The sequence below is a fragment of the Leptospira chreensis genome, assembly GCF_016919165.1.
Taxonomy (GTDB): Bacteria; Spirochaetota; Leptospiria; order Leptospirales; family Leptospiraceae; genus Leptospira_A; species Leptospira_A chreensis.
In genome coordinates this window covers 58,812-84,396 of sequence record NZ_JAFFPS010000064.1, presented here as the reverse complement: position 1 = coordinate 84,396, position 25,585 = coordinate 58,812, and the positions used below count along the sequence as shown (strand labels likewise).

Genomic DNA, 25,585 nt, shown 5'->3' with positions numbered 1-25,585 from the left:
TCTTAACCTATTTCGTCCGTATAATCCATAACAAGATACATTAACGTTTCTTGGTCAGTGGGATTGGAATACTCATGCGAAACATCGGCTTTGAAAAATACAGAATCTTTTGGTTCCAGTTCTACAACCTTTTCACCAACGCGTAACCGTAGTTTGCCGGAAACAACAACCAAGTTTTCAGTAGTTCCTGTTTTGTGTGGTTCGGCAACTTCATGTCCACCGGGTTTTAACATCAGTTCATAGAACTCTGTTTTGCGGTTTCCAAGGAAGGGGAAGAGAGCTCGGCTTGCAAAGACTTTGGAATTGGAATACAAAACTTTGGAGTTTTCTACTTTGAGGACATGAATTCCATCTTGGTTTTTTTCTTTGAGGAGTTCGGAAAAAGGAACATTGAGTCCGTTTGCAATCTTCCATAAAACGGAAATTGTAGGAACTGATTTCCCTTGTTCGATTTGTGATAACATCGCTCGGCTCACGCCACATCGGTTTGCGAGTTTGTCCAAAGAAAAACCTTTGGTATGACGGATGAGTTTCAAATTTTCTTTGACGACGTCTGTTATATAGTCGCCAGATTCTGAAATCAATTGTTCTATTCCGTCAGTCGGTTGTTCTACTTTACTTACCATTGTCCAAGCGTCCAATATAACAGAGGTACTGTCAACAAACTAACGTTTCGGCCTTTCTTTTTTCTCTTCAATCACGAAGACGGGAGGGAGTTTGAGGCCTGGAGGGAATTTTTTCTGTATTTCTTTGGCCGAACCACGGTAACTGGTTTCGCTTGCCAGGGAGATCCCAAGAGCTAAGAAAATCTGACGATCCCCGGGCAAGATCTTGGCCAAGGTCTCCAAACAATGTTTGGCCCGGTAGGCTGTCTCATAAAAGGCAATGGTAATCCCAAGCCCAATGTATTGTTTGAGAGTTCTTTCTCTTTCCTTTTCCTCTCTAGGCAAAAAACCCAAAAAAAGAAAGGGGGAGGTGGCAAACCCGGAACTTGTGAGGGCGGCAATGAGGGCTGTGGGTCCAGGGGCCGATCGAACTTCGACACCCATCTCCCAAGCCAGAGGGACAAGCCATTTGCCGGGATCTTCCAGGCCAGGGCTTCCGGAATCAGAGATGAGGCAGGTTCTTTTGGTGGTCGCCAGTTTCATCCCGATCTCATCCATTTCCTTCCGGGATGTGTGTTCGTTCAAAAGGTCAAAGGGTTTTGCGATTCCTAACTTTTTTAGTAAGGTAGAGGTAGTTCTTTGTTCTTCGCCAATGATCCAGTCCGCTTCCTCTAATAAGGTTTTGGTGCGAGGAGGGATGTCGGCATCGTTTCCAATGGAATTGGATACTAAATAAAGTCGGTTCATCGGGTCACAACAGGAAAGGTAAAGTAAGGTTGTACAAAGATTCCTTTGTCGGCACAGGCTTTCGCAAATTCTGGATTGTCGCGATTGATTCCGACTGCCATTTGTTTGGCTCGGCAAAGCATAGGATAATCATTGAAGGAATCTCCAAAAGCAAGATCGGGATATGTGCCGATTCTTTCTTCGATGGCTTTTACTTTTCCTTCGCCGTAAGTATAAGGTTCAATCAGATTATGGGTGAACTTACCATCTTCACCTAACTCTTGTCTCATGCCAATCACTTTGGATTCTTCTACAGGGAATAGGTGGGCGATGGCAGCAATCCCCGGTTCTGGCGAGGCGGTCACGATGTAAACCGTCCAATCATGGTGGTTTAGGTAAGCGATGAGGTCTTTCATTTCCACTTGGGGAAGGACACCGGAATCTTTATCGGGAAAACTCACTCTTTCCCAAGCGCGTCTAGACACTTCGTAGTATTCTTTTTTGTCCATCCCTTGGAAGATAAAACTCGTCCAACGGTATCCTCTTTCGATTCCATATTCTTTGAGTTGGTATGTGTATTCTTCCCAAACCAACCGTTCTTTATCCGGGGCATTCAGTTTGGTATGGTCTTTCCAAAGTTCTTTATCACGAAAAAAATCAGATAGGTCTTTCTTTACATAAATAAGTCCATCATGGAGGAGTTCATCCATGATCTTTTCGCCAAAATCGTTACGAATGAGGGTATTATCAAAATCAAAACAGGCAATGCCTGGGTTTTTCGGTATGATGGTTGTCAGACGGTCGTAAATTTCGTCCGTCCAACTGTTCTTTGTCAGGTTAGTCACTAATACTTATTCTGCAAATCCGACGATACTAGTGGCAACTCCTTCTTCGTAGGGAGTGAGAAAGTTTTCTGGATTTAAATACACATTATGAAATCGAACTTCGAAGTGGACATGGGGTCCTGTGGACTTTCCCGTGTTTCCCGAAAGAGCAATGATTTGCCCTTTGCGAACCACATCTCCTGGTTTTACGAGTAACTCTTGGTTGTGTCCGTAAACGGTATGAAAGTGATTCATGTCATGGTGGTAAATTTTGACAGCAAGTCCGTAGTCACCACCTCGACCTGCTTCTTCGACCACTCCGTCCGCTGCCGCAAGAACGATCGAATTTTTAGGAATGGCGATGTCGAGACCGGTGTGCCAGGTATTCCAACGCCTTCCAATTCGGGAAGAAATGCGAGATTTATGATTGGGGAGGACGGGCCAGATGAATTGGTCGATAGGAGATTCTACAGTTTCGCGAAAGAGTTCCTTTTCTTGGAGCCCGCGCATGTATTCTGCAGAGTAAGGAAAGAAAATGGAGCGTTTCAAACGTTTTAGATCCGCTTCTTTCAGTTGGTTGATCTCCATCACCTCTTGGGCGAGGATTCCAAACTCGGATGCCTTCTCCAGAAGGCTTTTTTTCTCGGCGCCTAGGTCTACCCAAAGGCCCCATTGTTCATTATAACGTTGGAAGACATGATTGTCCAAAAAAACAGGACCGTTCTTTTGTTTCTGGTAAGCCGCATAGGCTGAATAGGTCACTACGAATAGGATCAGAACCAGAATGATATAGTAACTGCGGTTTCGCTTCATCTCATTTCGCCTCAAAAACTATGGTGCAATGCCAAATTCTCACGAGACCCCGTTCGGTCAAGGCGAACGGTCTGGAAATCCGCCCCAAACATGGCATTTATGTGACATAACACTGAGACTGGTTTTCAGGTCATTCGTTTTTCTTTTGGCAAAATCATTAGAGAACAAGGTTTAGCGAGAGATGGAGGGATTTTTTCGAAGAGTTTCCGGCAGGGAAGGAGGACATCTTCCTACCAGAGGGAATTCTGGGAGGAAGATGGGAAATAAATTCTATCCTTAGCGAGAACTTTAGGTCAGACCGCTTGGGCTTTCTGGCCGTTTGTGCGGTAGAGGTAGATTCCTGCGACGAGGAGACAAACAATACCGATCACATAGTACGCCCAACCCACATCAAAGTAGGCAATCACGAGAAATCCAAAGAGAAGGCGTCCAATTTCCATCGCTCCTGCCCAAGATTTCCCTTCGATCAGAGCGTTGATCGCCACAAGGGAAAATGTCACCCAAAGAGTCACAAGGATTTGTGAGATGAGGGAGAACTTCGCGACAAAGAGTAGGAAGGAAAAGGACAAAAGTAATACCAAAACAAACCAGGTCGTGGTATAGGTTCTCACTTCGGACGGAGGTTTCGGATCATACTTATGGAAACTCGCGGGACTTACTTCCGGGATCGGTAAAAATCCAGAAGGATTTTTTCCTTCCCTGGGATACCAGCCTGGTGGTTTGAAAAAGACCCGAATTTTATCTAAGAAATAAGGGGCACTGGCGGCTTGTTTGATCAGTTCCCAATAATAATGAAAGTTGGCATAGACAGGATTGAAACTTTTGAGAGGTTTTACCGTTCCATAAACGCAAGGTTCTGTTTCTTCCCGGAAAGTTCCAAACATCCGATCAAAGATAATAAAGATTCCCCCATGGTTTTTATCGATATAGATGGGGTTGATCGCATGGTGGACACGGTGGTGGGAAGGAGTGGATAGAATGTATTCTCCAATCTTTCCAATTTTACCCACAGCTTTGGTATGCACCCAAAATTGGTAGATGAGGTTGATTTGTCCGCTAGCCAAATACATCCAAGGATGGAATCCAACGAGGGCCAAAGGAACATAGAAGATCCAAGAAACGATTCCGCCGAGTCCAGTTTGTCTGAGAGCCACAACCAAATTGTATTCTTCACTATGGTGGTGGATGACATGTCCTGCCCAAAGGATGTTCACTTCATGGGCCAAACGGTGGGACCAGTAGTAACAGAAGTCTTGGCCGACAATACAAAGGACCCAAGCCCAAGGGTTCGTCATGGCAAATTCAAAAAAACGAAAGTGCTCATAAACATAGAAATAAGCAAAGAGTCCAATTCCCTTTTGGAAAAGTCCCCAGATTTGCGATATGATTCCCGTACTTAGGTCGGCAATGGAATCATTCAGCCGGTAGAGGGCCTTATTTTTTCGGTAACCAATGTAGACTTCGATCCCAATCAGGAGGAAGAATACAGGGATGGCATAGGTGACAATGGGCGGAGGTGTAAAATTCTCGAACATGGCGGAGTAATTTTGACATCATTTTGACAAATGGTCAAGTAAATGTTGACCCAAAGTCAGAAATTGTTCACGGTTCAATTCTTCCGGTCTGGCCGTGGGAGGGAGTCCCGCGGATTGGATGGCCATTCCCAGAGCTTCGCGGAATTTTTCGTCTGCTGAAAAGGGAGATTCCCGAAGGCTTACTTGGATTTGTTTTCGTTTTCCCCAAAACAAAGTACGAAGCATACGTGACCAAAACTCCACTTCCTTGTCGGTTGTGAGTTTCCACTGGTTCGGCGTTTCTTTTTTGGGACTGAGAAGGATGAGAGCCGAGTGGATTTTTGGAATGGGAAAAAAACAGTTTTTGTGGACAGTTTTTAAATACTTCACTTCGCAAAAAGCAGAGAGAAAGACCGATAGGGAAGAGGTTTCTTTGACAAGTCGTTCCGCAAATTCCTTTTGCACCATAAAAATCCCACCTTGGAAATGGCGACAGTGGATGACTAGAGTGTTGATGATTTCTGTTGTTAGGTGGTAAGGTAAATTTCCATACACAAATACCTTTTCCTGATAGATATGGAATAGGTTTTCTAAAGCATCTCCTTCAAAAAGCACTGCTTTCGGAAACTGAGGTAAAATTTCTTCTTTGGTTAATTGGATGTAGGCGTTGTCGATTTCGAAAAGATAAGTCTTTTTATCTAAACCGAGGACGGGGTAGGTTAGAGTTCCCAGTCCAATTCCAATTTCTGCAAGGACTGTGGATTCGTCACTTAGCAGTGGTTCGGTGGAATTGACGATAAAATTGACTATGTTTTGGTCGATGAGGAAGTTTTGCCCAAATTTCTTTTGTGCTCGAATGCCTTTGGCTTCAAAGAAGGTTTGGATATTGGATATGGTCGCGTAAGGGGATTTCAAAAGTTTCCTCAACGAGTATCATTTTCCAGGCAGTGGAAATCCCAAGTAGTTTTTGGTATTGGATCCATTCTTTCGCTTCCTTTTTTTTCCAAGGAGGAAAGTCCAAAAGGAGGATTCCCTTCCAATTGGGGTTGGTTTTCGATTGGTCAGCCTGTTTTGTTTGTTTTAAAAACCGGTCTACCTCCTTAGGATTTCCATCAAACCGTATGATGGAAAAGAGTGGGTTCATTTTTGCCCCAAGGATTTCTTTTTCCATTGGTTTTATGGGAAGTTGGAATTGAGTCATCCATTCCAATTCCAAGGATTTTTTAGATCCATGCCAGTAAACATTCGTTATTTGGTGTTTTTTCATTAAAGATAAAATTCCTTTTAGACAAGATTCCGATTCAAAGGAAATGGATTTGGGTGGGGGAAGACCTGGGGTCGGTTCAGTCATTCCTTTTGCATAACAATTTCCAAAGAGATACAAATGGTCACCTTGTTGGATGGAAAGGTTTCCCTTTCTGAGTTTGGTTTCTAAATAAGGAAATTGCGGTAGGGGAAAAAAATAGGAAGTGAACAAAAACAAAATTGGCAAAAGGTAAAGTGAGGTTTGGAGGGATGTGTATTTTAAAAACCGAAGTCTGGGGTAAAGTGTGAAAGTGAAAAGAATTAGGATCGAAACCAAACAGAGTCCTTCTTGAGAGGTGGCCCAGGTTTTATAGGCTCTACCGAAACTTGCCAATTCTTGAAAAAGTTTTAAGAAGATAGACAAAACAAAAGAAGCGGGAATCCAGATCCAAGAAGAAAGTTCATTCAGGAGAAAGGAGGGAACCAAGGACTGCAAAAGAAAACTTAAATAGAGTATGGGAAGAAGGATTCCCGCCAAAGGAACCAAAATCAAATTGATTCCAATCCCCCCAAAAGAAAAGGAACGAAAGAAATATACCAAAACCGGAAAGGTACTAAGAGAACAAGCTAGTGTTAAGTGGAGGTTTTCTTTCCAAAACGATTTGGATTTGGGAAGGAGGATATTGTCAAAACTAGGTTTTAGAAAAAATATCCCAAATACAGCCCCAAAGGATAATAAAAACCCAATACTTAAAAAATCATAAAACAAAAAGAAGGCTATTGTGGCAGAGGAGATGGTAAGTAAATCCGCAGGTCCAATCTTTCTGAAAAACAAAGAAGCCACAAGGGATAAAAAAACAAATAGATAGGCACGTAAAAAAGAAACAGGAAAGTCCAGAGCCGCCAAATAAAGAAAACCACCGCCTAATGAAAGTATAATGGATATCCATTTTCTTTTCGGAAAACAAAGGTTTCCCAAAAATTGTAAGGAACCAATAAAAATTCCTAAGTGGAGACCGGAGGCCGCAAACAAATGAAGGATTCCTGATTCTTTACTTAAGTCTTTGAAACTGCGAGGAATTTCTTTTGTGGATCCCGTCACAAAACCCATCACGATCCTTGATTCTAACTTACTGAGAGGGGATTGTTTTAGTTGGGTTTCTAAATACGAACGAAAGAGCGGATGGGTGGTTCGAACCCTGGGGCCTGAATGAATGTTGGCAAATAACAAAAAAAGAATGGATGCGAAAAGAAAAAGATAAATTCTTTTGTTTGGAATGCGGGGGAGGAAGGGGGGAGTGAAGGTATAGAGAATGAATAAAGATAGGAAAACTAAAATTAAGAGAGAATGAAATCCGGGAATTTTCATTCCCAGTTTGAGAAGGAATGCGGCCCCGCAAATTCCCAAACAGAACCAACTGAAATCGGCTCTGGGGAGAAGGTAGATCTCCTGCTTCATACAGAAGTAGGTAGAAAATGATGGGTTTTGGTTCTTTAGAAATTAGAAAGGATAGATGCCTAAGGTTTTTCTCAGGTCTTCGATTTTTGTTTGTGCAACCGCTCTTGCTTTTTCCTTTCCTTCTTTTAGAACTTGGTGCACATAGTCTAGGTTTTGTGCGAGTTCTTCTCTTTTGGTTCGGTAAGGAGCAAAGTGGTTTAGAATCGAATCCAAAAGATCTTTTTTTAGATCCCCGTAACCTGCGCCCCCACGTTTGTATTTTTCTATTTGCGTTTCTTTTTCGGAAGGTGAAAGAAAAAGAGAATGGATTTGGAAGATAACAGATGTTTCAGGGTCTTTTGGTTCTTCTACGGCTTTGGAATCACTTACGATAGACATCACTTTCTTTTTGATCTCTTTTTCGGTTCCAAAGAAGTCGATGGTGTTTTTATAAGACTTGGACATCTTTGCCCCGTCCACACCAGGAACTGTGGCTGTGTTTTCGTCGATATCAGGTTCTGGGATGGTTAAGGCAGGCCCAAATTGTGTATTGAATCTTTCTGCAATGTCACGGGCAAATTCCAAATGTTGTTTTTGGTCTTTTCCTACGGGGATTTTTTCTGCAGAAAAAAGTAGGATGTCACTTGCCATAAGAATGGGATAAGTGAAAAGTCCAGCACCAGGAACAAATCCTTTCGCCACTTTGTCTTTAAAAGAATGAGCTAGTTGTAATTGAGAAACAGTAATGGATTGAGACAAATACCAAGTGAGTTCTGTCACTTCTGGAACATCACTTTGAATCCAAAATACAGACTTTTTTGGATCAACACCAAGCGCTAGTAAGTCGATCGCACATTCCAATGTGAAATCCTTTAGTTCTTCTTTGGAGCGGAAAGTGGTGAGTGCATGTAAGTTTGCGATAAAAAGAAATAAGTCTTCTGTGGATTGGTAATCCAAGATTTTTTTGATCGCTGAAAAATAATTACCTAAGTGGAGTTTTCCGGAGGGTTGTAAGCCAGTCAGGACTCTCATGTTTCTCCTTCTGTATCGGAAAGGTCTATAGGATCAGAAGGTTCTTTGTTTTCTGAAGATTCGGAGCCCGGATTTTCACCACTACCGTCTTTCTGGAAACTGGAGTAAGTAAGCCTTTCGTATTCTTTATTGAGTTTGATCAGTTCTTGTTCAATTTTGCGATGTGCTGTGAGTTTTGATGTGGTTGCTTGATCTTTAAAGATCACTGCATAATTGTACAAATATTTTGTGAATTGGATGAAGACATCTTCTACTTTGATTCCGTTGATTCGTTCTTTGGCGACTACGGCTTTATCAAAATGGGGAATGAATCTTTGGGCAATTTTAACTTCTTCGATGACTTTGTCTTTTGTGGAGGCAATTTTATCGTTTCCTTTCCCTTTGGATTCGGTGACTTTCGCCATCAAATGGTTTTCCACAATGATATTGAGTTTTCCGGCAAAACTTCCAAAAAACTCAGAAGCTTCTTGTAAGGCCTGGACTATCGGTCCGGCAATTTGGTCGTTTGCCGCATTACCCGTGCTATTGTCCATTCCATACTGTTGGAAACTATATTGGAAACTCGGGAATTTTTTATTAAAATTATCAATGGTTCGAACGAGGGAATTCAGTTGGTCAATTTCGTTCCGGAAAAGGCCTGGTTGGATGAGAAGAAGTTCTTGGTTTTGGTTTTTGTCACCAAGGCGAACATATCCTTCAATTAAGTTGATGTATACGGTTTGTAAATCTCGAAGTAATAAATAAACCAGTCTATGCGGTTGGGATTTAAAACTGTTTTTGACGGTTTGGCTTTTGGCTGACTCTGGCATATGATGAGCCATAAAATCGTCAACAACCACATTCAAAAAATCAAAACTGATTTTTCCTTTATCATCGATAGAGAAGTATCTAGATCTTAGGTTTTGTAGTTCTTCTCTTTTGAAGGATCTTGTATTGATATCGTCAGAGATTTTTGCAACAGTGATCTCCACTTCTTTTTGGATTTCCCTTGCTGCTTGGAATTTATGTTCTTGGATGGCGGGAACTCGTAAGTCCGTAATGATTTCCGGCCAGGTGAACATTTTCTTTTTTGCTACTATATAAAATGCAGTGATTGCTTCCGATAATCTAGGTTTGTTGTTTTCTAGATTGAGCGCGTAGTTCACACCTTCCATAATTTTACTCAGTTTTGGTGTGAGTTTTTCATCCATCTTTACGATGTCTGGGAGGTTAGAAAGAATGATGTCACTTGCATCATTTCTTTGGAGAAATCTTACGTAAAACATCTGCATCTTTAAGGAACGTTCCAAAAAGATATCAGCAGAAATTTTATCCAAAATTAGGGCGTCTAGAGATGCAAAGGAATTGAAGAACTTATTAAAATTATTGATGATATTATAAACAAGGGGAGTCCAGATCCTCCAACCTTGTTGTTCCGAAACACGAAGGGCTTGGATCGTGGGGATGAGAACATCTTCTTTCATACCACGAAAGAGTTTTTCTACATTATTGGAAATTACAGGGTTACGACCAAAAAGACCAATGTCTATGGTTCCTGTTTCTTTTCCAAACTTTCCAATGGAATTGTTTACACTTCCCGCACCACCGCCGAAAAGACCAGCAAGTAGGCCACCACCACCTTGTCTTTGTTCGATGGCTCTTTTTTTTGCCGGGTTTTGTTTTTGTTTGGCACTGTCGATGGTAACCAAATCACTCGAACGTTTGGGTTTAGGTTCGGGAGTTTCAGGTCGAGAAATGACTTCTCTTCTTGGTTGTTCCCTTTCCGGGAGTCCACGATCACGACTGTCTTCTTTTTTTGGTTTGTTTTTGCTTTCAAAGTCCTCATCGACTTTACGGATGAGGTCAATGCGTATAAATACATCATTCGATTTTAAGATGGCCTCATCGATAAGCTGTTGGTGTTCCGGTGTCCGTGTTTTACGATACAAATCGGCAAAAACGCGGTGAGCTTCTGTACGGGAGACTGGAGTCACAATCACTCCTTTTGGTTGAGAGGGTTCTCAACAATCTGTGAGCTTGTGGGAGGTTGGAAGTTGAATAGTCCGGTTCCAAGACCAATATTCGTAGCTATGCCAGAGAAGGCCACTTCGGTTATTTCTTCATCGGAACGTTTCATTTTGAGTACACGAGGTAGGTCATTATCGGAAACAACCAGGATAATTTCATTATACCGCTTCGTATTGGAGGTTAGACGAAAAGTTCTGCCACTTACCGTCACATTTTCGTATCCGGATAAAAGTCCACCGAGTCCGCCCGAGGTACCTTTTAGATCCTGTTTTCCGGCAATGGAGGAGTCTGGATTGTAAAACCACAGAATTCGACCGTTGGAGGAAATGATCCTTCCATCGCCAAAACGAACGTGGAGTTGGTTAGGGCTTTTGAAGGAAACGACACCTGTCAGTCCACCATTGATGGTTACCGAGGCGCGAAAACTTTCTAGGGAATTCATTTTGCCAATGACGGCGTTTAGGCGATCTCTTCCTTCCTCTGCCCAAAGGTTACCCGTTTGGACAGAGAAAAAGAGAACAATCGTAAATTTTGGAAGGAAATTCCTCAAAGGACGAAGGTTCGTATTGGGAATTAACCCAATACTTTTTTGAACTCAGAAGTGAGTGCAGGCACTACTTCAAAAAGGTCTGCAACCACACCGTAAGTCGCTACTTTGAAAATAGGAGCGTCTCCATCTTTATTGATGGCAACGATGTATTTAGAAGATCCCATACCCGCTAAATGTTGGATGGCTCCGGAGATACCGCAAGCAATGTAACAGTTAGGGGAGACAGTTTTACCTGTTTGTCCTACTTGGTGGGCGTGAGAAATCCATCCTGCATCTACAGTTGCTCGAGAAGCACCAAGTGCTGCACCGAGTGTGTCTGCTAGGTCTTGGATGATAGGCCAGTTTTCTGGTCCTTTGATTCCGCGTCCGCCAGATACAATGATAGAAGCATCAGCAAGTTGCACTTTGTTTCCACCAGAAAGATCTTTAGAAAGAGACTTCGTTCTTACTTCACCAGCTGCAGCACCAGATTTTTCAACAGCACCCGCTCCGTCTTTTGGAGTTACTTCTTGGGAGTTTGCACGCACTGTAAAGATTTGGATGTCAGAAGTTACTTTGAAATTTGCATACGCTTTTCCAGAGTAAATCGGTTTCTTTGCTACTACTTTACCACCGTCAACAGAAAGAGATACAGCATCAGCAACGATACCAGCATTTGCTTTGATCGCTACTCTTGCAGAGTATTCTTTTCCTTGTGCGGAGTGTGGTAAAAGAACCACTGCTGGTTTTTTCTCTTGGATGATTGCAAAAATTCCATTTGCATAACCTTCAGGAGAAAATTCACCAAGGTTCGCGCCGATGACTGTATCAGCACCAACCGCTTTTAGATCACCAGCAAACGTATCTACGTTGTCAGTAATGATTACTGTATGAACTTTACCACCAATGGAGTCCGCAATTTTGCGAGCTGCAGAGGTAAGTTCTTTTGAGATTTTTTTAAGTTCGCCGTTTTTTAATTCACCAACTACTAAAACATCAGCCATGTTCGTCTCCTTAGATGACCTTCGCTTCTTCGCGAAGAGCTTTTACAAGTTGAGATGCAAAACCTTGTGCATCTGCTGCTTCCAGTTTTCGACCAGCGATACGTGGAGGAGGTGGTTCAAGAGATACTACTTCGAGTTTAGATCCTGTTGCTCCGAGTTCTTCCGGTTTTTTAACATCTACCGGTTTTTTCTTCGCAGACATGATACCTTTTAAACTTGGGTATCTTGGTTCATTCAAACCTTTTTGCGCAGTCACTGCTAGAGGAGCAGAAGTTTCGATGACTTCAGTTCCACCTTCGATTTCTCGAGTTGCAGTTACTTTGTTTCCGTCAAACTCAAGTTTGAGGGCCATAGCTACGTGAGGAACATTTAATCTCTCTGCAATTTGAACAACAACTTGTGAGCTGTCAGTGTCGATTGATTGACGACCACCGATGACTACATCTGCGTTTTCTGCTTTGATCAGATTTGCAAGAAGTTCGGAAGTGTATGTAGAATCAAAAGTTACATAGTCATCCACTTTTACATGAACGGCTCTGTCCACACCCATAGCGTAAGCAGTGCGAAGAGCTTCGACTGCACGGTCTGGACCGAGGGACACTGCGATGACTTCTCCACCGCTTTTTTCACGAATTCTGATTCCTTCTTCGATCGCAAATTCATCATAAGGAGAGATGATCCATTTTACGCCAGCTTCGTTGATCGATTTGTCACCGACCTTGATATTGGTTTCCGTGTCCGGAACCTGCTTTACTAGAACAACAATTTTCATTCCTTAACCCCGTTATCGTGGATTACCTAAGACCAGAAAACGGGAGCGAAGTGATAAGGGAAGTAAATTATTCTCTCCAGAACGTGTATTTACTCCAATTGTAGGCCCAAATGATCCAAACGATGACAACAATGACATTCGCATCGGTCTGGAGGAAGAAGGCGAATCCCAGAGTCAGGGGAAGGAGGAGGAAGAGGGCAAAACCGATGAGGAGGACCAAATAGGGAGTGGATTTCCAGTCTTTTGTGGCGGCTTGGATTTCTAAGAGGATGCCATCCTGGGGATTTGGCACTAATTTTCGGAATCGGAAGCTATAGAGTAGGACAAAGGCAAAAAGTGCGAGCAAATGTAAGATGAGTAACCACATAAACCCACCCTAATTTTTAAGGAAGTAGGGAGAAGAAAAAAAAGATCTGGGGTAGGAACATCGGTAGGTAGGAAAGTTCACAAAGAGATTTGAATCGGATGCCCCCTTTCTTTTGGAAGCTACAAATTCCAAGCCAGAGATAACTGAAGGCCATCCCTAAAAGAACCGAGACCTCGTGGGTTTGCAGGAACCCTAGGCCAAGGAGTAAAAATATTCCAAGGCCGAGAAGGCAGCGGGCTACGATTCGTACTGTTTTGGGTTTCCAATATTGGGTTAGGGTATAGGTGTGATGTTCTTTGTCAAATTCTCTGTCGCCGTCATAGGTAAGAAGGACATTCGCGAGGACATGGAGGAAAAAAATCCAAACGATTGGGTCCCGACCAACAAACAAAGAAAAGGGGGCAAACACTCCCCATGTATAATATAGAGAAACCAAAATTTCCTTGGGGATCGGGGACTTTTTTAGAAGAATCAAAACAAGAAAGAATCCAAAGGAGATGACAAGGGGAAGTTGGTTCCAGAGAAAGTTGAATTCAAAAGAAAACCCAATGGATAAGGATAAAAAAGCCAGAAGGACAAACAAACTAACAATAAAAAGTCGGAATCGCAAATAGAAACTTCCCCTTTCGGAAAAAGGTTCTTTTTCTCGGTTCGCATCCCAGAAATGATCGGCCAAATAGAGGGCCCAAACAGAACTCAAATAAAAGAGAAACAGTGTGGATTGGATTTTCTCATTCAGATGGTGAGAAAAAAAGGATAAGTTTGCCGAAAGGGAGAACAGAACATCCAAAGCCAAAAAGGAGACAAGTTTTCCGATGCGAATCAAAAATCCGTTTGGGATCATCATTCATTGATAACGAATCGTTTCTCCATTGGCAAAAAGAAAATTCCCTTGCAACAAAAACTTTCCGTGTTGGAATGTCTGGCAATGTTCGCCTCCATTGTTCGTGCCGTTCGCTCCGTTTATTGCATCCGAGACCAATTCCCTCGTTATATGTCGGATCTGTTATTCCAAGAAGAACAAATGGGGGCTTTATTTGCAGTTCGGTTCCGTTATGTGATCGGTGTGGCTCTTGTTGCCAGTGCTTTGGCCAATGTAGGGAATATAGACTCTATTTTTGGGCATCTCATTAACTTTGTTGCGATCACGATTTACTTTATCAATACATTTGTACATGCGCAAATTCTAAAAAAGAGTAGGGGACATTGGAAAACAAAATATGATTACATTAGTTTGTTTATCGATAACCTTCTTGTCTCAATGACCATTATCAATTGGTTTTTTTTGAAGGGGGATGGAAATCCTAACTTTCTTGTGAAATCTCCCTTAGTTGTTTTTTATCTCCTGCCTTTGTCACTCAGTTTGTTCCAATACCGATTTTCCCTTGTGAACTTTTCTTTTGTTTGTTTTTTGATTAGTTATTATGGGTTCATTCTGTTCGCCGTCTTTGATTCTCATGCCGTATTTTCTTTGGATTGGTATCGTTATGTTTTGGGTGACCAAATCATTTTGTTAGATGCTCTTGTCACAAAACCTGCGGTTTATCTTACACTTGTTTTTGCCATTTCCTATGGAATCTTTCGAAGCCTTCGTATGTTATTAAAATTTGCGGCAGCGGAATCTCAAAAAACAACATTATCTCGTTATTTTTCCCCTGATTTGGTTTCCGAAATTGTTTCGGAACCAGAAGTCATTGCCAAAGGTCGACGCCAAAAGGTTGCCGTCCTCTTCAGTGACATTCGTGGGTTTACTCAGTTTTCTGAACCTATGGATCCAGAAAGTCTCTCCATATTTTTAACAGAGTTTCGTCGGCGTATGGTGCGAGCGATTTTTAGTCACAATGGAAGTTTGGATAAATTCATTGGAGATGCAGTGATGGCTACTTTTGGCACACCTTCTCCTTCGGAAATAGAAGGTGAGGATTCTAAAAATGCAGTCCTTGCCGCAAAGTCTATGTTAAATGAGCTGATACAATGGAACAAAGAACGAACCGCTGAAGGTTTGGCAGAAATTAAAATTGGAATCGGGATTCATACGGGCGAAGTATTCTGTGGAAGTATTGGTTCCGAAGAAAGGATGGAATACACTGTCATTGGAGATACAGTAAACACGGCTTCAAGGGTTGAGTCTGCATGTAAAGATTTAGGAGTTTCTTTTTTGATTTCGGAAGCGGTTTGGTTAGAGATTGGTTCTCCCATTGGTTGGGATAAAAAAGAATCTGTCACACTTGCAGGAAGAGAACAAAAAATTCATTTGTATACCGCAAAAGGATAGTTAGGAGGCCAGATTGATTCGATAAACAGCTTCGTGGAGGACTGGGTTCAGTTCGGGATCGATGATATAAATCACTCGAGAAGTTCCTGCCTGCAAAGCCAAATCCATAATGGCTTTTCTGCGATCGATTTTGATGCTGTGCAAATCAAAGTCAGCAATTTTGAATTTGATTCCCTTTTGAAAAATAGGATTGATACTACAAATTCTTTGGAGTTTGGGACGTGTTTGGTATCGACCTACATCAAGAACAATACAAATATCAAAGTGAGCCCTTCTTTCTGAATCAACAGAAGCGGTAATCACAAAGTCTCCAAAGTTCACAATGTTTTCATTGTTGGTGAGAGAACTTCCTACATAATCTAAAAGATGTCTAATGTTTTTATTGCTATAAGAGAAAAAGGAATCGTTCAAAATCATTTTTAAAGCAATGGAAGATTTGAAGGCAGGTCTCCAAGGTTGGTTGGAAGTGAGAGATGCATATTCACTGGCAAGAGAGAGGATGGCAACGTCTTCTTCGAAACTAGACGTGGTTACATTGTTTTCTTGTAAGTGGAGTTGGAGTTCAATGTCCTGAGAAATTCTTTCCTTCCCCACTTCTTTATTATACTTGTCTCGAACAGACATGAGTTTTGTAAATAGTGATCTGGGATCGGGGAAGTTGTTATTCACTCCATTCCCACGATAAGGTCTGTGATGGTTTAAAATCAGTGTGCGAACATGGGAATCAATTTCTTGGGCAGGGAGAGTCATCAAATAACTGATGATAGGATGTTGTTGGACAACCGCATATTCTTCTTTTGTGAGTTTGGGATTGTTTTTGATATCGAGTCTTGAATACCCAACATCGGCCAAATAACTCGCCATCATCAAACTGAGATGGTCTTTTTTATTGGATTCTTCTTTGCCTTCGTTGACAATCTTTCGGGTGCGAACCTTCATCCCCATCGCAACGACTGTTCGTTTGGTCATCAGTTCTGATTCCACAGAAACGCCCGCCACACTGAGGATTTCTAAGATATTAAAAATTCCCAACTCAAAGTCAGGGTTACTGGTAAAGTCTGTGAGGAGTTCGTTTACCGAATTTTGAACAAAGATGGCTTGGTCAGAAGAGAAGGAAGTCTTTCGTAAATCTTCGATCAGTGCTTGGGATTGTTTGGCGAAACGAGAAGTTTTTTCCTGATCAAATAGCTTAGTTAGGCGGCCAGGCTCTAGGATATGTTTGTCATGGCCATTATGTGCTGATTTTCTCAATTCAGAGATGAGAAAGTAAACACCTTGCATTTCAAATTTTAGGAGTTTACCGAAATCGGCTTCAGAAGGGTTTCTTTTTTTATGAATGAGGATTTGTCCGTCTTTATTATAAAGATCGAGCGGGATATTATTGTTGCGACGGAAACTATTTAAGGACTCTTCCGTTAACTCAAATTTGGCGAGCTTTTCTCTTGGTACTATGTTTGTATCGTTGGTGCTCATTTGATTGCGCTTGATTCGACGAAAGAAATTTTCGAATGTTTTAGTGATGATTATATACAATCAATAAATTGTAAATTCATTCCTGTATTTCATGAATACTTTTTCATACATAGGAATTTCCTCATAGGATAATCACTAGTTATAAGTAGTTGTTCTATCAATGAGTGTAGTTTTTGTTTTATCTTATCATAAGATGTGTCAATGATTGTTAGTGGAATAACTAGAGTTAGGGTGTGTCGGAAAGTTTCTACTTGGTTCTGATTTTCCCTCTATCAGAAACTGTTCTTTTTTGTAGCGAATTCAATCGTGAGAATGTAATGGGTCTTGGTTTTTTCGTTTACAGGCTCAGGAAAAGTACGAAAAAATTATCGAATGAGTACGCTTTCGACAAAAAAATCCTCACTGGATCTATTCAATCCGACAGAAGACCATTTGGCCCTTAGAGAGTCTGTGGCTTCCTTTGCGGAACGGGAAATGGATGAACAAGCCAAAGAAAACGATGAAAAAGAAACATTCAATACCTTGCTTTTCAAACGACTTGGTTCTGAACTCGGAATTTTTGGAATCACTGTTCCAGAAGCTGATGGTGGGCATGGACTCGATCCACTTGCCTCTGTCATCATTCATGAAGAGATGTCCAGGTTTGATCCAGGATTTACTCTTTCTTACTTAGCTCACGAAGTACTTTTTGTGAATAATTTTTTCTATAGTTCCAATCCTTCGCAGAGAGCTCGGTACTTAAGTAAGGTGATTACCGGAGAATGGATTGGGGGAATGGGGATGACTGAACCCGGTGCGGGAACGGACGTTCTGGGAATGACCACTCACGCCGTGAAGAAGGGTGATCGTTATATCATCAATGGTGTGAAACAATACATCACCAATGGATCGATAGGTCAGGTTTTTGTTCTTTATACAAAGTTAGAAAAAAATGGGAAAAAAATGACCTCCTTTGTCATTGAATCGTCTTACAAAGGTTTTTCGGTCGGAAAAAAAGAAGAGAAGATGGGGATGCGTTCCTCTCCTACCACCCAACTTGTTTTTGAAGATATGGAAGTCCCCGAAGAGAATTTACTCGGTGTGGAAAACGGTGCTGTCACTCATATGATGCGTAATTTAGAAATCGAACGTGTGACCCTTGCCGCCCAGTCACTGGGGATTGCTCGTCGCTGTATCGATATCATGTGTGATTATACCATCCGTCATAGAGAAGCCTTTGGAAAAAAACTCATGGAGTTTGGACAAATCCAAAGGATGGTGGCTGAGTCCTATGCTGACTACCAAGCCGCACGAGCTCTTGTTTATCATGTGGCAAGTGAACTTGGACCCGATGTGCGTAACTCACTGGGAGCTGCTTCTGCGAAACTTGTGGCAACACAAATGGCGGAGCGTGTTTCTAGAAATGCCATTCAAGTTCTCGGCGGGTATGGATACTGTCGCGAATATCCAGTGGAACGTTTGCATCGGGATGCCATCTTACTTAGTATTGGTGGTGGAACGAATGAAGCCATGCAAAAGAACATTGCCAGTGACTTAAAAAAACTTTGGTCTGAGTAAAGGTTCCAATTTGTTTGTATCCATCCTCAAACCTTTTCCGGCCTCCAAGGGGGATGGATCGATTTTGGGATGGAGGACTCAATTCAAGTGAGCAATACTTCGATCGAAAGAGAGGTTGATTTTCGAAACCCGTCTTAGAGCCTGGGCGAAACGATGATTCGCCTTCCTAAGATTTTCATACAAGTGCCGGGAACTTCCGCCAACTTGGGGCCTGGTTTCGATCTCATGGGCCTTGCTCTCGATCTTCGAAATGAATTTGAATTTACTTTTTCCAAAGAAATTACAGAACCAAAAACAGAATTAAAAAACGGCAAACCGTTGCCGTTTTCAGCAAAAGAAGATTTGGTTTATCAGTCCTATCTTGCCTACTTCCAGAAGTTTTTACCCGGAACAATCGCCCCGCCTTACCATTGTAAAATGAACCTCTCTCTCCCATTAAAAGGAGGACTTGGTTCTAGTGCTTCTGCCATAGTAGCCGGGCTTTCTTTAGCAAGAGAAGTTCATAAACGATTGGATGCGGCCACTGTACCAGCGGAATCAGTTTTTACTCAGTATTTGGCTGAATTCGAAGGCCATCCAGACAATACTCTACCTGCTTATTTAGGTGGGTTTGTCTTCGCATACTCTACATTTGGTGAACCATTGCGTTATTTCCGTAAAAAATTTCCATCCTCAGTGGCAATTTTTGTATTAACCCCAGAATTCCATGTATCCACTGAGGAATCTAGAAAAGCCCTTCCTAAAACCTATGCGACGGCCGATGTGATTTTTAATTTATCTCGTATCGGTGCTTGGATGCATTTTTTAGACAAACGTAAGTTTGGTGATCTTCTGATTGCGTTAGAAGATAAAATGCATACACCCTATAGAATTCCCAAGTCCTCTCCTTTGTATCCACTTGCGGATCTTTTCAAAGAGGCAGGAGTTGGGTATTGTTTATCTGGATCGGGCCCAAGTCTACTTGTGTTTTTAGAACGAAAGGCAGTCAAACGGTATCAGGTAGATTTAGAGGAAAAGATTGGGCAAGTGATGCAAACTTCTGGGATTGCTTATAGTTTCAAACGAGTGAAACCCGATGGGCTTGGGGTTCGTATCCAAACCAAATAGTTTTAGTCTTCGTCCGCTCCTTCTTCTTTTCCAAATCCGTAGACATCTCCACGAAACCGCGCTTTTCTATTGATCCCCGGTTGGATCTTTCCCACTTCAAATGTAAATTTCATTCGTTCCTTTCCAGACCGGTTGAAATAAAAGGAAGAGGTGAGGGAAACTTCGATGTAGTTTACCATCCGTTCTTTGGCGATTTTATCAGAGATTCGAAATTCAGCGGGATGGCCAATGACTTCATAGGATTCAAAACTTTCTTTGGATTCCATCTTCCCATAATGTTCCATGCGAGGTGGTTTGTAAAAGGTCGGGCCATTTTTTAAAACAGTAATGGTGTAGTCTTCACTATCCCGACTTTTTTTGAATTGGAAGATGAGATGGTCTTCGGAGATCGCATTACAGCGAGTGGCGAGCTGCCCCGTTTTACTTCCAATTTGAAAGGTAGCAAATCGACTGAGTTCGTCCACAACGAGATCGTATTTGTCTCCGGTTTGGACAGGAATGAAACGGTCAGATTCTTTTCTCGAAATGATAGGATGGATGAATTGGTTGTACACAACAAGCCCTAGTCCTAAAACGGCAACGGTCAACACTCCGCTAAGAACTAGGATAAAGCTGTCAAGAATGGCAATGCTAAGAAACAAACTTACCTTTTTGTATCTACTCTATGGCTTTTTGGAGACGGTAGGGGAGTTCGTGTCACAAGAGAGAGTAAGTCTTTCACTTCTTCGGCGGAGATGATTTGGTTTAATTTTTCTTCCAATGAAGCGGGAGTTGGTTTTAAAACCAAATCTTCCGGTTTTACTTTGGCCTCTCGTTCCGCCTCTGCCTTCTTCGTGGCTCTAAGGTTTTGCGATTTTTCGGGAAGGGATTCATTTCCTTCCTCCGATTGTTTCCCCGTTTGGGTTGGAATCGTGGGGGGAACCGATGTGTGCGAATTTCCTTGAATGTTAATGGTGTTCATTTTTCCCAAACCTCCGTGTTCAGGATCAGCTTTTGAGAAAAAAATTTCCTTTTCCCTCCCTCAAATTTTCGGTTATTTCGGGGTAGGCTTTAGCAAAATCGTTTCTTTTTTTCAGTTTTTTCCGTTTGATTGCCCGCTTTATGGCCGGGAAGCTGGCAGGGATGGAAAATAATTTTAAAAAGTGGGTGGAAAACCCCATCTCCAAGATCGTCCTTGCGACAAACTTAGTTTTTGTTCTGCTCTTTTTGGTCAGTGTACCTTCCTTTGTTCAGGATTATATTACCCAAGATGCAGTCAGTATCGGCGGAAAAAAATATGACTTAAGTGATGTGAAGGAAACTTCTCCCATTGCTTATTCTAAATTCCAATCGGAATATAAGGCACTCATCAAAAATACTCTGGGTGAATTTGCTCAGGACAAATTATTTGAACTTGTAGCCAAAGACAAAAACATCAAACCTTCGGAAGTATTAACTCAAGGGTTTACTCCGAGAGAACCATCAGAAGAAGATATCATCAATGTATATATGTCCAATAAAGCTCAGTTAGGTGGAAAATCCTTAAATGAGACAAAAGACAAAATTGTTGGGTTTTTAAAAAACCAACAAGAACAAGAACATAGTCGTTCTGTTTACCGTGATATTGTTACAAAATATCCTGTTGAATTTTTGATCAAAGAACCCGCTGCCGTTCGAGTGACTGTAGAAGAAAAAAATAACCCGTCTATCGGTCCAAAAGATGCAAAGATTACAATCATCGAATTTTCTGATTTCGAATGTCCATTTTGCAAACGAAGCCAAGATGTGAACCAAAAACTCCGCGAAAAATATAAAGGCCAAATTCGTTGGGTATTCCGTGACTTTCCTCTTCCTTTCCACCAAGATGCAATGTATGCACATATGGCTGCCAATTGTTCTGTTGCAGAAGGAAAGTATTGGGATGTGTTTAACTTGTTTTTTGAAAACACAGGAAACTTGAGTAAAGCCAATGTAGATGCACTTGTCATCAAAGCAGGTCTACCAAAAGACAAATACCAAGCTTGTATGAAAAATGCACCTACACTAAAATCAGAAATTGATGCAGACATCCAAGATGGTCAGAAAGTCGGTGTGAGTGGAACTCCTGCATTTTTTATCAATGGGATCTTTGTTTCGGGAGCATTACCTTTCGAAAACTTTGATGAGATCATTCAAAAAGAATTAAAACAATAATAGATTATAAAGTTAAAGGAAAATTTATATGAGCAAAAAAGTAAAAGTTGCTGTTACTGGTGCTGCCGGACAAATCGGATACGCACTACTATTTCGTATCGCTTCAGGACAAATGTTTGGACCTGACACTGCAGTAGAACTCCAATTATTGGAATTGGAACAAGCACTTCCTGCTGCAAAAGGTGTCATTATGGAACTAGACGACTGTGCATTTCCTCTTTTGGAAAAAGTATCAGTCTCTTCTAACATTGATGAGGCGTTCCGTGACATCAACTGGGCACTCCTCGTTGGTTCTGTTCCTAGAAAAGCAGGAATGGAAAGGGGAGACCTTCTTAAAATCAATGGTGGAATTTTTACAACTCAAGGAAAAGCAATCGAGAAGAATGCTGCAAGCGACGTAAGAGTTCTTGTTGTTGGTAACCCATGTAATACAAATGCACTCATTGCTATGAATAATGCAAAAGGTATTCCGTCTGACAGATGGTTTGCGATGACTGGTCTTGATGAAAACCGTGCTAAAACACAACTTGCCCAAAAAGCAGGAGTTCTTGTAAAAGATGTTTCCAATGTAGCCATTTGGGGAAACCACTCCGCAACCCAATACCCAGACTTTTACAATGCAAAAATCAAAGGAAAAATTGCAACAGACGTGATCTCTGACCACGACTGGTTAAAAGGAGATTTTATCTCTACTGTACAAAAAAGAGGAGCAGCCATCATTGCAGCACGCGGGGCATCTTCTGCGGCTTCAGCAGCAAATGCAGTAGTGGATACAGTGCATAACATTGTGACTCCTACAAAAGCGGGAGATTGGTTCAGTGCTGCTTGCCATTCTAATGGTGAGTATGGTGTGGACAAAGGTCTTATCTTTGGATACCCACTGAAATCTGATGGCAAAAAAGTAGAGATCGTAACTGGTCTTGAAATCAATGCTTTCGGTAAGGAAAAATTTGACATCACTCACAATGAGTTGAAAGAAGAAAGAAACGAAGTGAAAGACATGCTTGGTTAATTTTTAACCCACAACACTTTGTTGAAGGAACCCGCTAACCGAAAGGTGGCGGGTTTTTTATACCTAATTTATTTTGTTTGTAACCAGTTTTGGAATTGGGTTAAGAATTCATCTGGTCTTTCCAAAAAAGGCAAATGGCTCGATTCTTCTAAAATAGTACATTTGATTTTTGGAAATTCTTTTAGAATGGATCTCCAAGTGTAATGCGGTGCCACCTGAAAGTCTTCTTTTCCCATACAAATCCAAATCGGTACAGAAACTTTTTTTAAGTATTCTGATACAATAATATCTCGAAACACTTCCCCAAAAAGATAATCAAACGCGAGTTTGTTTGTATGAATTCCATTCCAAAACTCCCTGGAAGGAAAAGGGATTTGGTAAAAACCTTTGGCTTCCTGACTCACGCAAAAATGGATAAAGAAGTCTTCTGGGGATGTTTCTATATTTTTTTGGAATTGAATTTGATTGGCGATATGGGTCGCCTTACGTAAGTCAGATGCTTCTTTTTCGAAGTAAACTTCGGCTTCGAGTAGGTGGCTCCCATGGCTTGGGCCAGTGGAGATCATACAAAGCTTGGATACAAGTTCCGGATAACAAGCAGCATAAGCAAGAGCCATATACCCATGCCCTGAATGGCCGACTACCGGACAGGGTGGGATTTTTAATTCTCTTTGGAGGAAGGCAAAATCCTCGAGTAGTTTATTTAAGGCGTAATCTTCTCGGGATTCCAAATCCGTTATGGTTCGTTTGCCAAATCCTCTTTGGTCAATCACAGTGATTTGATATCTCTCCGCAATCTCCAAGGGGATCACTCGAGGATAATACATGGCACTGCCGATCCAAAAAAGGGGTGGGCCATCCGTTTGGTTCCTTGCCACCTGAAGGGCAAATCCCTCCCTTTCGATTGTTTGGTATGTCCAACTCATATTCTAATTCTCCTGGAATCTAATATAAAATTCCATATAGTTGCAATATACAACTATATGGTTGCTACTTGCAACTAAAAAAGACTTGAAAGGTGTAGGTAAAATAAATGGAGTGGAAGTTGTGAAAGGAATCTCTGCTTATTTGGGCATTCATATGAGCGAAACCCTGCTCCTCATGAGGAGGTTTCTCGCAAACGAATTTACAACCAAAAGAATCGGAATGCAGTTTGATGAGTGGATGCAGCTCCTTCCTTTGGTCGAATCGGAATTCTTGAGTCAAAAGGATTTAAGTGACCGGTTGGTGAAAGAGAAAACCACTGTATCCCGGCTTGTGGATGGTTGGGTCAAAAAAGCTTGGGTGAAACGAGAAGTTTCTCCAGAGGACAAACGATACTATCATTTGCGATTTACAAAGAAGGGGAAAGATGTTTGGGAAAAAGGACTTCCCATCGTCGCTTCTGCCGATTCGGTCTTTCGAAAGGATTTAAGTGATACTGATGAAAGAGATTTATATCTTCTTCTTTTTAAAATCCAATCTTCTGTCCAGTTAGCGAAAGAGAAAAAATAAAGTTTAAGAAAGAGAAGGGGCTTCCGCAAAGAAAAATCGTTCCTTCTTGGAGCTGTCTAAAATTCTTTTTGGGGAAAGAAAACCTAGTTCCGTTGCCAGAGATTCCACATCATCCATATACAAGGGATGGGTTTCCATCATAAACTTCCCACCCGGGTGTAGCCTGTTCTTTACGGCAGATAACAATCGTTTGTGGAATTCTTTAAAATCAGAAACAAAGAGGGCCAAGTGAGGCTCAAACTCTAATACATCGGGCATAATTTCTGGTTTTTCTGATTCAGGAATGTAGGGTGGATTTGAGACAATCAAATCAAATTTTAATTCTTTAGGGAGCGATAAGTCCAAATCAGAAACATAAAATTCGGTTTTTTCTGTTAGCTGGTATTTTTCTGCATTGCGCCGGCTCACATCAATTGCTTTTTCTGAAAGGTCTGAGAGAGTCACAAAACTGGATTCTAAAAGTTGGACAAGACTTAGCCCAATACATCCACTCCCTGAACATAAATCCCAAATTTGGATTTCATCGGTAGGATTTGTTCTCAGGTTTTCTTTCCCTTTCCAAAGGTAATCCACAAGTTCTTCTGTTTCTGGCCTTGGGATCAGAACATCTTCAGTCACCAAGTAATCGAATTTATGAAATCCTTTTTTACCTGTGATATAGGCTACGGGTTTTCGTTTACTTCGTTCAACGATACGTTCGCGATAAAGATCAATTTCTTTTTGGCCAAGAGGCATTTCAAACTGCGAGTAGAGTTTGATTCGAGGTAAGTTTAGGAGATCAGAAAGGATCCATTCGGCATCCACACGTGGGTTTGGAATTTCCTTTTTCTCTAGAAATTCCGTAGACCGTTTTAAATAATAAAGTAGAGTACCTGGTTCTTCCGCCATATCTTATGCCCCCAACAGGATTCGAACCTGTGTCCCCAGTTTAGGAAACTAGTGCTCTATCCACCTGAGCTATGGGAGCTTGAGCTTTTACGCTTTTTACGTAGGTTTACGTTTCTGATTCACTATCCTTTGGAAATCGGAGATATTGTGAATAACAATTTTATCCGGATAGAGATCTAGTTTGCCTGTTTTTACATACTGCATCAGCACCTTTTGTACTTCTCCCACAGGTTGGGCGCACCAATTGGCAATGTCATCTACAGTCGCAGAAAGGATAATTTCATTATATACATCATTGTTATACTGCTTTTCGTATAACATTACAAAGACGTCGCAAACCTTTCCGATGATATCATCCATAAGAAGGATCATGAGGCGGCGTTTTTGGTCATAAATCCGAAAGGAAAAAATATGAAGGAGTTTCATTGCCAGTGCCGGGTTTTTCGTCATCAGCATTTCAAAATTGGCACGATTGAAGTTCAGAGCCTTCACTTCTGTGACTGCAATCGCAGTGGCTGAACGAGGTTGTTCCTCTAGAATCGCCATCTCTCCTAAAATATCTCCCGACTCTAAAACATCCAAAGTTTTGATGCTAGTCCCGATGGTTTTTGTGATTTTGACTTTCCCTTCTTTAATTAGGTAAAAGTCATTTCCCGGTTCATATTCACAAAACAAGACTTCGTTGGGTTGGAATACCTTCCCAAACTTTCCGAACATGGCTTCTAACATTT

Annotated in this window: 26 protein-coding genes and 1 tRNA gene; 6 read left to right on the top strand and 21 right to left on the bottom strand. The window is 41.5% G+C overall.

The window, feature by feature from the left end:
• Positions 1 to 2 precede the first annotated feature (2 nt).
• From JWG41_RS17420 to JWG41_RS17355, 14 genes are all read right to left on the bottom strand, one after another.
• Positions 3 to 626, bottom strand: a complete 624-nt coding sequence (locus JWG41_RS17420) for a helix-turn-helix domain-containing protein (RefSeq protein ID WP_040507030.1) — start codon at positions 624 to 626, stop codon at positions 3 to 5.
• A gap of 39 nt (positions 627 to 665) precedes the next feature.
• Positions 666 to 1,352, bottom strand: coding sequence for a 16S rRNA (cytidine(1402)-2'-O)-methyltransferase (gene rsmI, locus JWG41_RS17415; protein WP_205271083.1), 687 nt, complete (start codon positions 1,350 to 1,352; stop codon positions 666 to 668).
• A complete protein-coding gene (locus JWG41_RS17410) occupies positions 1,349 to 2,176 on the bottom strand; it encodes an HAD family hydrolase (RefSeq protein WP_205271082.1) in 828 nt (275 codons plus the stop codon). The genes rsmI and JWG41_RS17410 overlap by 4 nt, the downstream gene beginning before the upstream one ends.
• A gap of 6 nt (positions 2,177 to 2,182) precedes the next feature.
• Positions 2,183 to 2,968 carry a M23 family metallopeptidase gene (locus tag JWG41_RS17405; protein ID WP_205271081.1) on the bottom strand — a complete coding sequence of 262 codons (786 nt, stop codon included), beginning with the start codon at positions 2,966 to 2,968 and terminating at the stop codon, positions 2,183 to 2,185.
• A 293-nt stretch (positions 2,969 to 3,261) separates the two neighbouring features.
• The gene (locus tag JWG41_RS17400; RefSeq protein WP_205271080.1) at positions 3,262 to 4,503 is read right to left on the bottom strand and encodes a sterol desaturase family protein; all 1,242 of its coding nucleotides are present in this window, start codon (positions 4,501 to 4,503) and stop codon (positions 3,262 to 3,264) included.
• A gap of 18 nt (positions 4,504 to 4,521) precedes the next feature.
• Complete coding sequence (gene rsmA / locus JWG41_RS17395; RefSeq protein ID WP_205271079.1) at positions 4,522 to 5,397, bottom strand: 16S rRNA (adenine(1518)-N(6)/adenine(1519)-N(6))-dimethyltransferase RsmA; 876 nt, start codon at positions 5,395 to 5,397, stop codon at positions 4,522 to 4,524.
• On the bottom strand, positions 5,351 to 7,186 hold the full coding sequence (locus JWG41_RS17390; RefSeq protein ID WP_205271078.1) for a ComEC/Rec2 family competence protein: 1,836 nt from the start codon (positions 7,184 to 7,186) through the stop codon (positions 5,351 to 5,353). The genes rsmA and JWG41_RS17390 overlap by 47 nt, the downstream gene beginning before the upstream one ends.
• A gap of 42 nt (positions 7,187 to 7,228) precedes the next feature.
• On the bottom strand, positions 7,229 to 8,197 hold the full coding sequence (gene trpS / locus JWG41_RS17385; RefSeq protein ID WP_205271077.1) for a tryptophan--tRNA ligase: 969 nt from the start codon (positions 8,195 to 8,197) through the stop codon (positions 7,229 to 7,231).
• Positions 8,194 to 10,170: a hypothetical protein gene (locus JWG41_RS17380; RefSeq protein WP_205271076.1), complete on the bottom strand. Its 1,977-nt coding sequence runs from the start codon at positions 10,168 to 10,170 to the stop codon at positions 8,194 to 8,196. Before JWG41_RS17380 ends, trpS begins: the two co-directional genes overlap by 4 nt.
• A 2-nt stretch (positions 10,171 to 10,172) precedes the next feature.
• Positions 10,173 to 10,754, bottom strand: a complete 582-nt coding sequence (locus JWG41_RS17375; RefSeq protein ID WP_205271075.1) for a LolA family protein — start codon at positions 10,752 to 10,754, stop codon at positions 10,173 to 10,175.
• A gap of 23 nt (positions 10,755 to 10,777) precedes the next feature.
• Complete coding sequence (locus JWG41_RS17370; protein WP_205271074.1) at positions 10,778 to 11,737, bottom strand: electron transfer flavoprotein subunit alpha/FixB family protein; 960 nt, start codon at positions 11,735 to 11,737, stop codon at positions 10,778 to 10,780.
• 10 nt (positions 11,738 to 11,747) lie between these two features.
• Positions 11,748 to 12,509, bottom strand: a complete 762-nt coding sequence (locus tag JWG41_RS17365) for an electron transfer flavoprotein subunit beta/FixA family protein (protein WP_205271073.1) — start codon at positions 12,507 to 12,509, stop codon at positions 11,748 to 11,750.
• A 67-nt stretch (positions 12,510 to 12,576) separates the two neighbouring features.
• Complete coding sequence (locus JWG41_RS17360) at positions 12,577 to 12,876, bottom strand: LIC10362 family protein (protein WP_205271072.1); 300 nt, start codon at positions 12,874 to 12,876, stop codon at positions 12,577 to 12,579.
• A 16-nt stretch (positions 12,877 to 12,892) separates the two neighbouring features.
• Entirely contained in the window at positions 12,893 to 13,723 is an 831-nt protein-coding gene (locus JWG41_RS17355) for a hypothetical protein (protein WP_232374081.1), read from the bottom strand.
• Between the two features lie 81 nt (positions 13,724 to 13,804).
• On the opposite strand from JWG41_RS17355, the gene JWG41_RS17350 reads away from it, so the two are divergent.
• Positions 13,805 to 15,151 carry an adenylate/guanylate cyclase domain-containing protein gene (locus JWG41_RS17350; protein WP_205271071.1) on the top strand — a complete coding sequence of 449 codons (1,347 nt, stop codon included), beginning with the start codon at positions 13,805 to 13,807 and terminating at the stop codon, positions 15,149 to 15,151.
• On the opposite strand, the gene JWG41_RS17345 is transcribed toward JWG41_RS17350, so the two are convergent.
• Positions 15,152 to 16,624 (bottom strand): HD domain-containing phosphohydrolase, encoded by a 1,473-nt coding sequence (locus tag JWG41_RS17345; RefSeq protein WP_205271070.1) that lies wholly within the window; start codon positions 16,622 to 16,624, stop codon positions 15,152 to 15,154.
• A gap of 372 nt (positions 16,625 to 16,996) precedes the next feature.
• Here JWG41_RS17345 and JWG41_RS17340 point away from each other — a divergent pair, with 372 nt between their 5' ends.
• Both JWG41_RS17340 and thrB read left to right on the top strand, forming a co-directional pair.
• Positions 16,997 to 18,181, top strand: coding sequence for an acyl-CoA dehydrogenase family protein (locus JWG41_RS17340; RefSeq protein WP_205271069.1), 1,185 nt, complete (start codon positions 16,997 to 16,999; stop codon positions 18,179 to 18,181).
• A gap of 153 nt (positions 18,182 to 18,334) precedes the next feature.
• Entirely contained in the window at positions 18,335 to 19,288 is a 954-nt protein-coding gene (thrB, locus tag JWG41_RS17335) for a homoserine kinase (RefSeq protein ID WP_205271068.1), read from the top strand.
• A 2-nt stretch (positions 19,289 to 19,290) separates the two neighbouring features.
• Here the strand turns inward: thrB and JWG41_RS17330 are convergent, their stop codons facing one another.
• Together JWG41_RS17330 and JWG41_RS17325 are read right to left on the bottom strand one after the other, a co-directional pair.
• Positions 19,291 to 19,929: a hypothetical protein gene (locus tag JWG41_RS17330; protein WP_205271067.1), complete on the bottom strand. Its 639-nt coding sequence runs from the start codon at positions 19,927 to 19,929 to the stop codon at positions 19,291 to 19,293.
• Positions 19,930 to 19,931: 2 nt separating this feature from the next.
• The gene (locus JWG41_RS17325; protein ID WP_205271066.1) at positions 19,932 to 20,249 is read right to left on the bottom strand and encodes a hypothetical protein; all 318 of its coding nucleotides are present in this window, start codon (positions 20,247 to 20,249) and stop codon (positions 19,932 to 19,934) included.
• Between the two features lie 161 nt (positions 20,250 to 20,410).
• Here JWG41_RS17325 and JWG41_RS17320 point away from each other — a divergent pair, with 161 nt between their 5' ends.
• Positions 20,411 to 21,460 carry a DsbA family protein gene (locus JWG41_RS17320; RefSeq protein WP_205271065.1) on the top strand — a complete coding sequence of 350 codons (1,050 nt, stop codon included), beginning with the start codon at positions 20,411 to 20,413 and terminating at the stop codon, positions 21,458 to 21,460.
• 28 nt (positions 21,461 to 21,488) lie between these two features.
• Positions 21,489 to 22,472, top strand: coding sequence for a malate dehydrogenase (locus JWG41_RS17315; protein ID WP_205271064.1), 984 nt, complete (start codon positions 21,489 to 21,491; stop codon positions 22,470 to 22,472).
• A 68-nt stretch (positions 22,473 to 22,540) separates the two neighbouring features.
• On the opposite strand, the gene JWG41_RS17310 is transcribed toward JWG41_RS17315, so the two are convergent.
• Complete coding sequence (locus tag JWG41_RS17310) at positions 22,541 to 23,398, bottom strand: alpha/beta fold hydrolase (RefSeq protein WP_205271063.1); 858 nt, start codon at positions 23,396 to 23,398, stop codon at positions 22,541 to 22,543.
• A 121-nt stretch (positions 23,399 to 23,519) separates the two neighbouring features.
• Between JWG41_RS17310 and JWG41_RS17305 the strand changes: the two genes are divergently transcribed.
• Positions 23,520 to 23,966, top strand: coding sequence for a MarR family winged helix-turn-helix transcriptional regulator (locus JWG41_RS17305; protein ID WP_332461311.1), 447 nt, complete (start codon positions 23,520 to 23,522; stop codon positions 23,964 to 23,966).
• A 3-nt stretch (positions 23,967 to 23,969) separates the two neighbouring features.
• On the opposite strand, the gene prmC is transcribed toward JWG41_RS17305, so the two are convergent.
• From prmC to JWG41_RS17290, 3 genes are all read right to left on the bottom strand, one after another.
• A complete protein-coding gene (gene prmC / locus JWG41_RS17300) occupies positions 23,970 to 24,854 on the bottom strand; it encodes a peptide chain release factor N(5)-glutamine methyltransferase (protein ID WP_205271062.1) in 885 nt (294 codons plus the stop codon).
• 6 nt (positions 24,855 to 24,860) lie between these two features.
• A tRNA-Arg gene (locus JWG41_RS17295) sits at positions 24,861 to 24,933 on the bottom strand.
• A gap of 17 nt (positions 24,934 to 24,950) precedes the next feature.
• A complete protein-coding gene (locus JWG41_RS17290; protein ID WP_039936944.1) occupies positions 24,951 to 25,583 on the bottom strand; it encodes a Crp/Fnr family transcriptional regulator in 633 nt (210 codons plus the stop codon).
• Between the last annotated feature and the right edge of the window lie 2 nt (positions 25,584 to 25,585).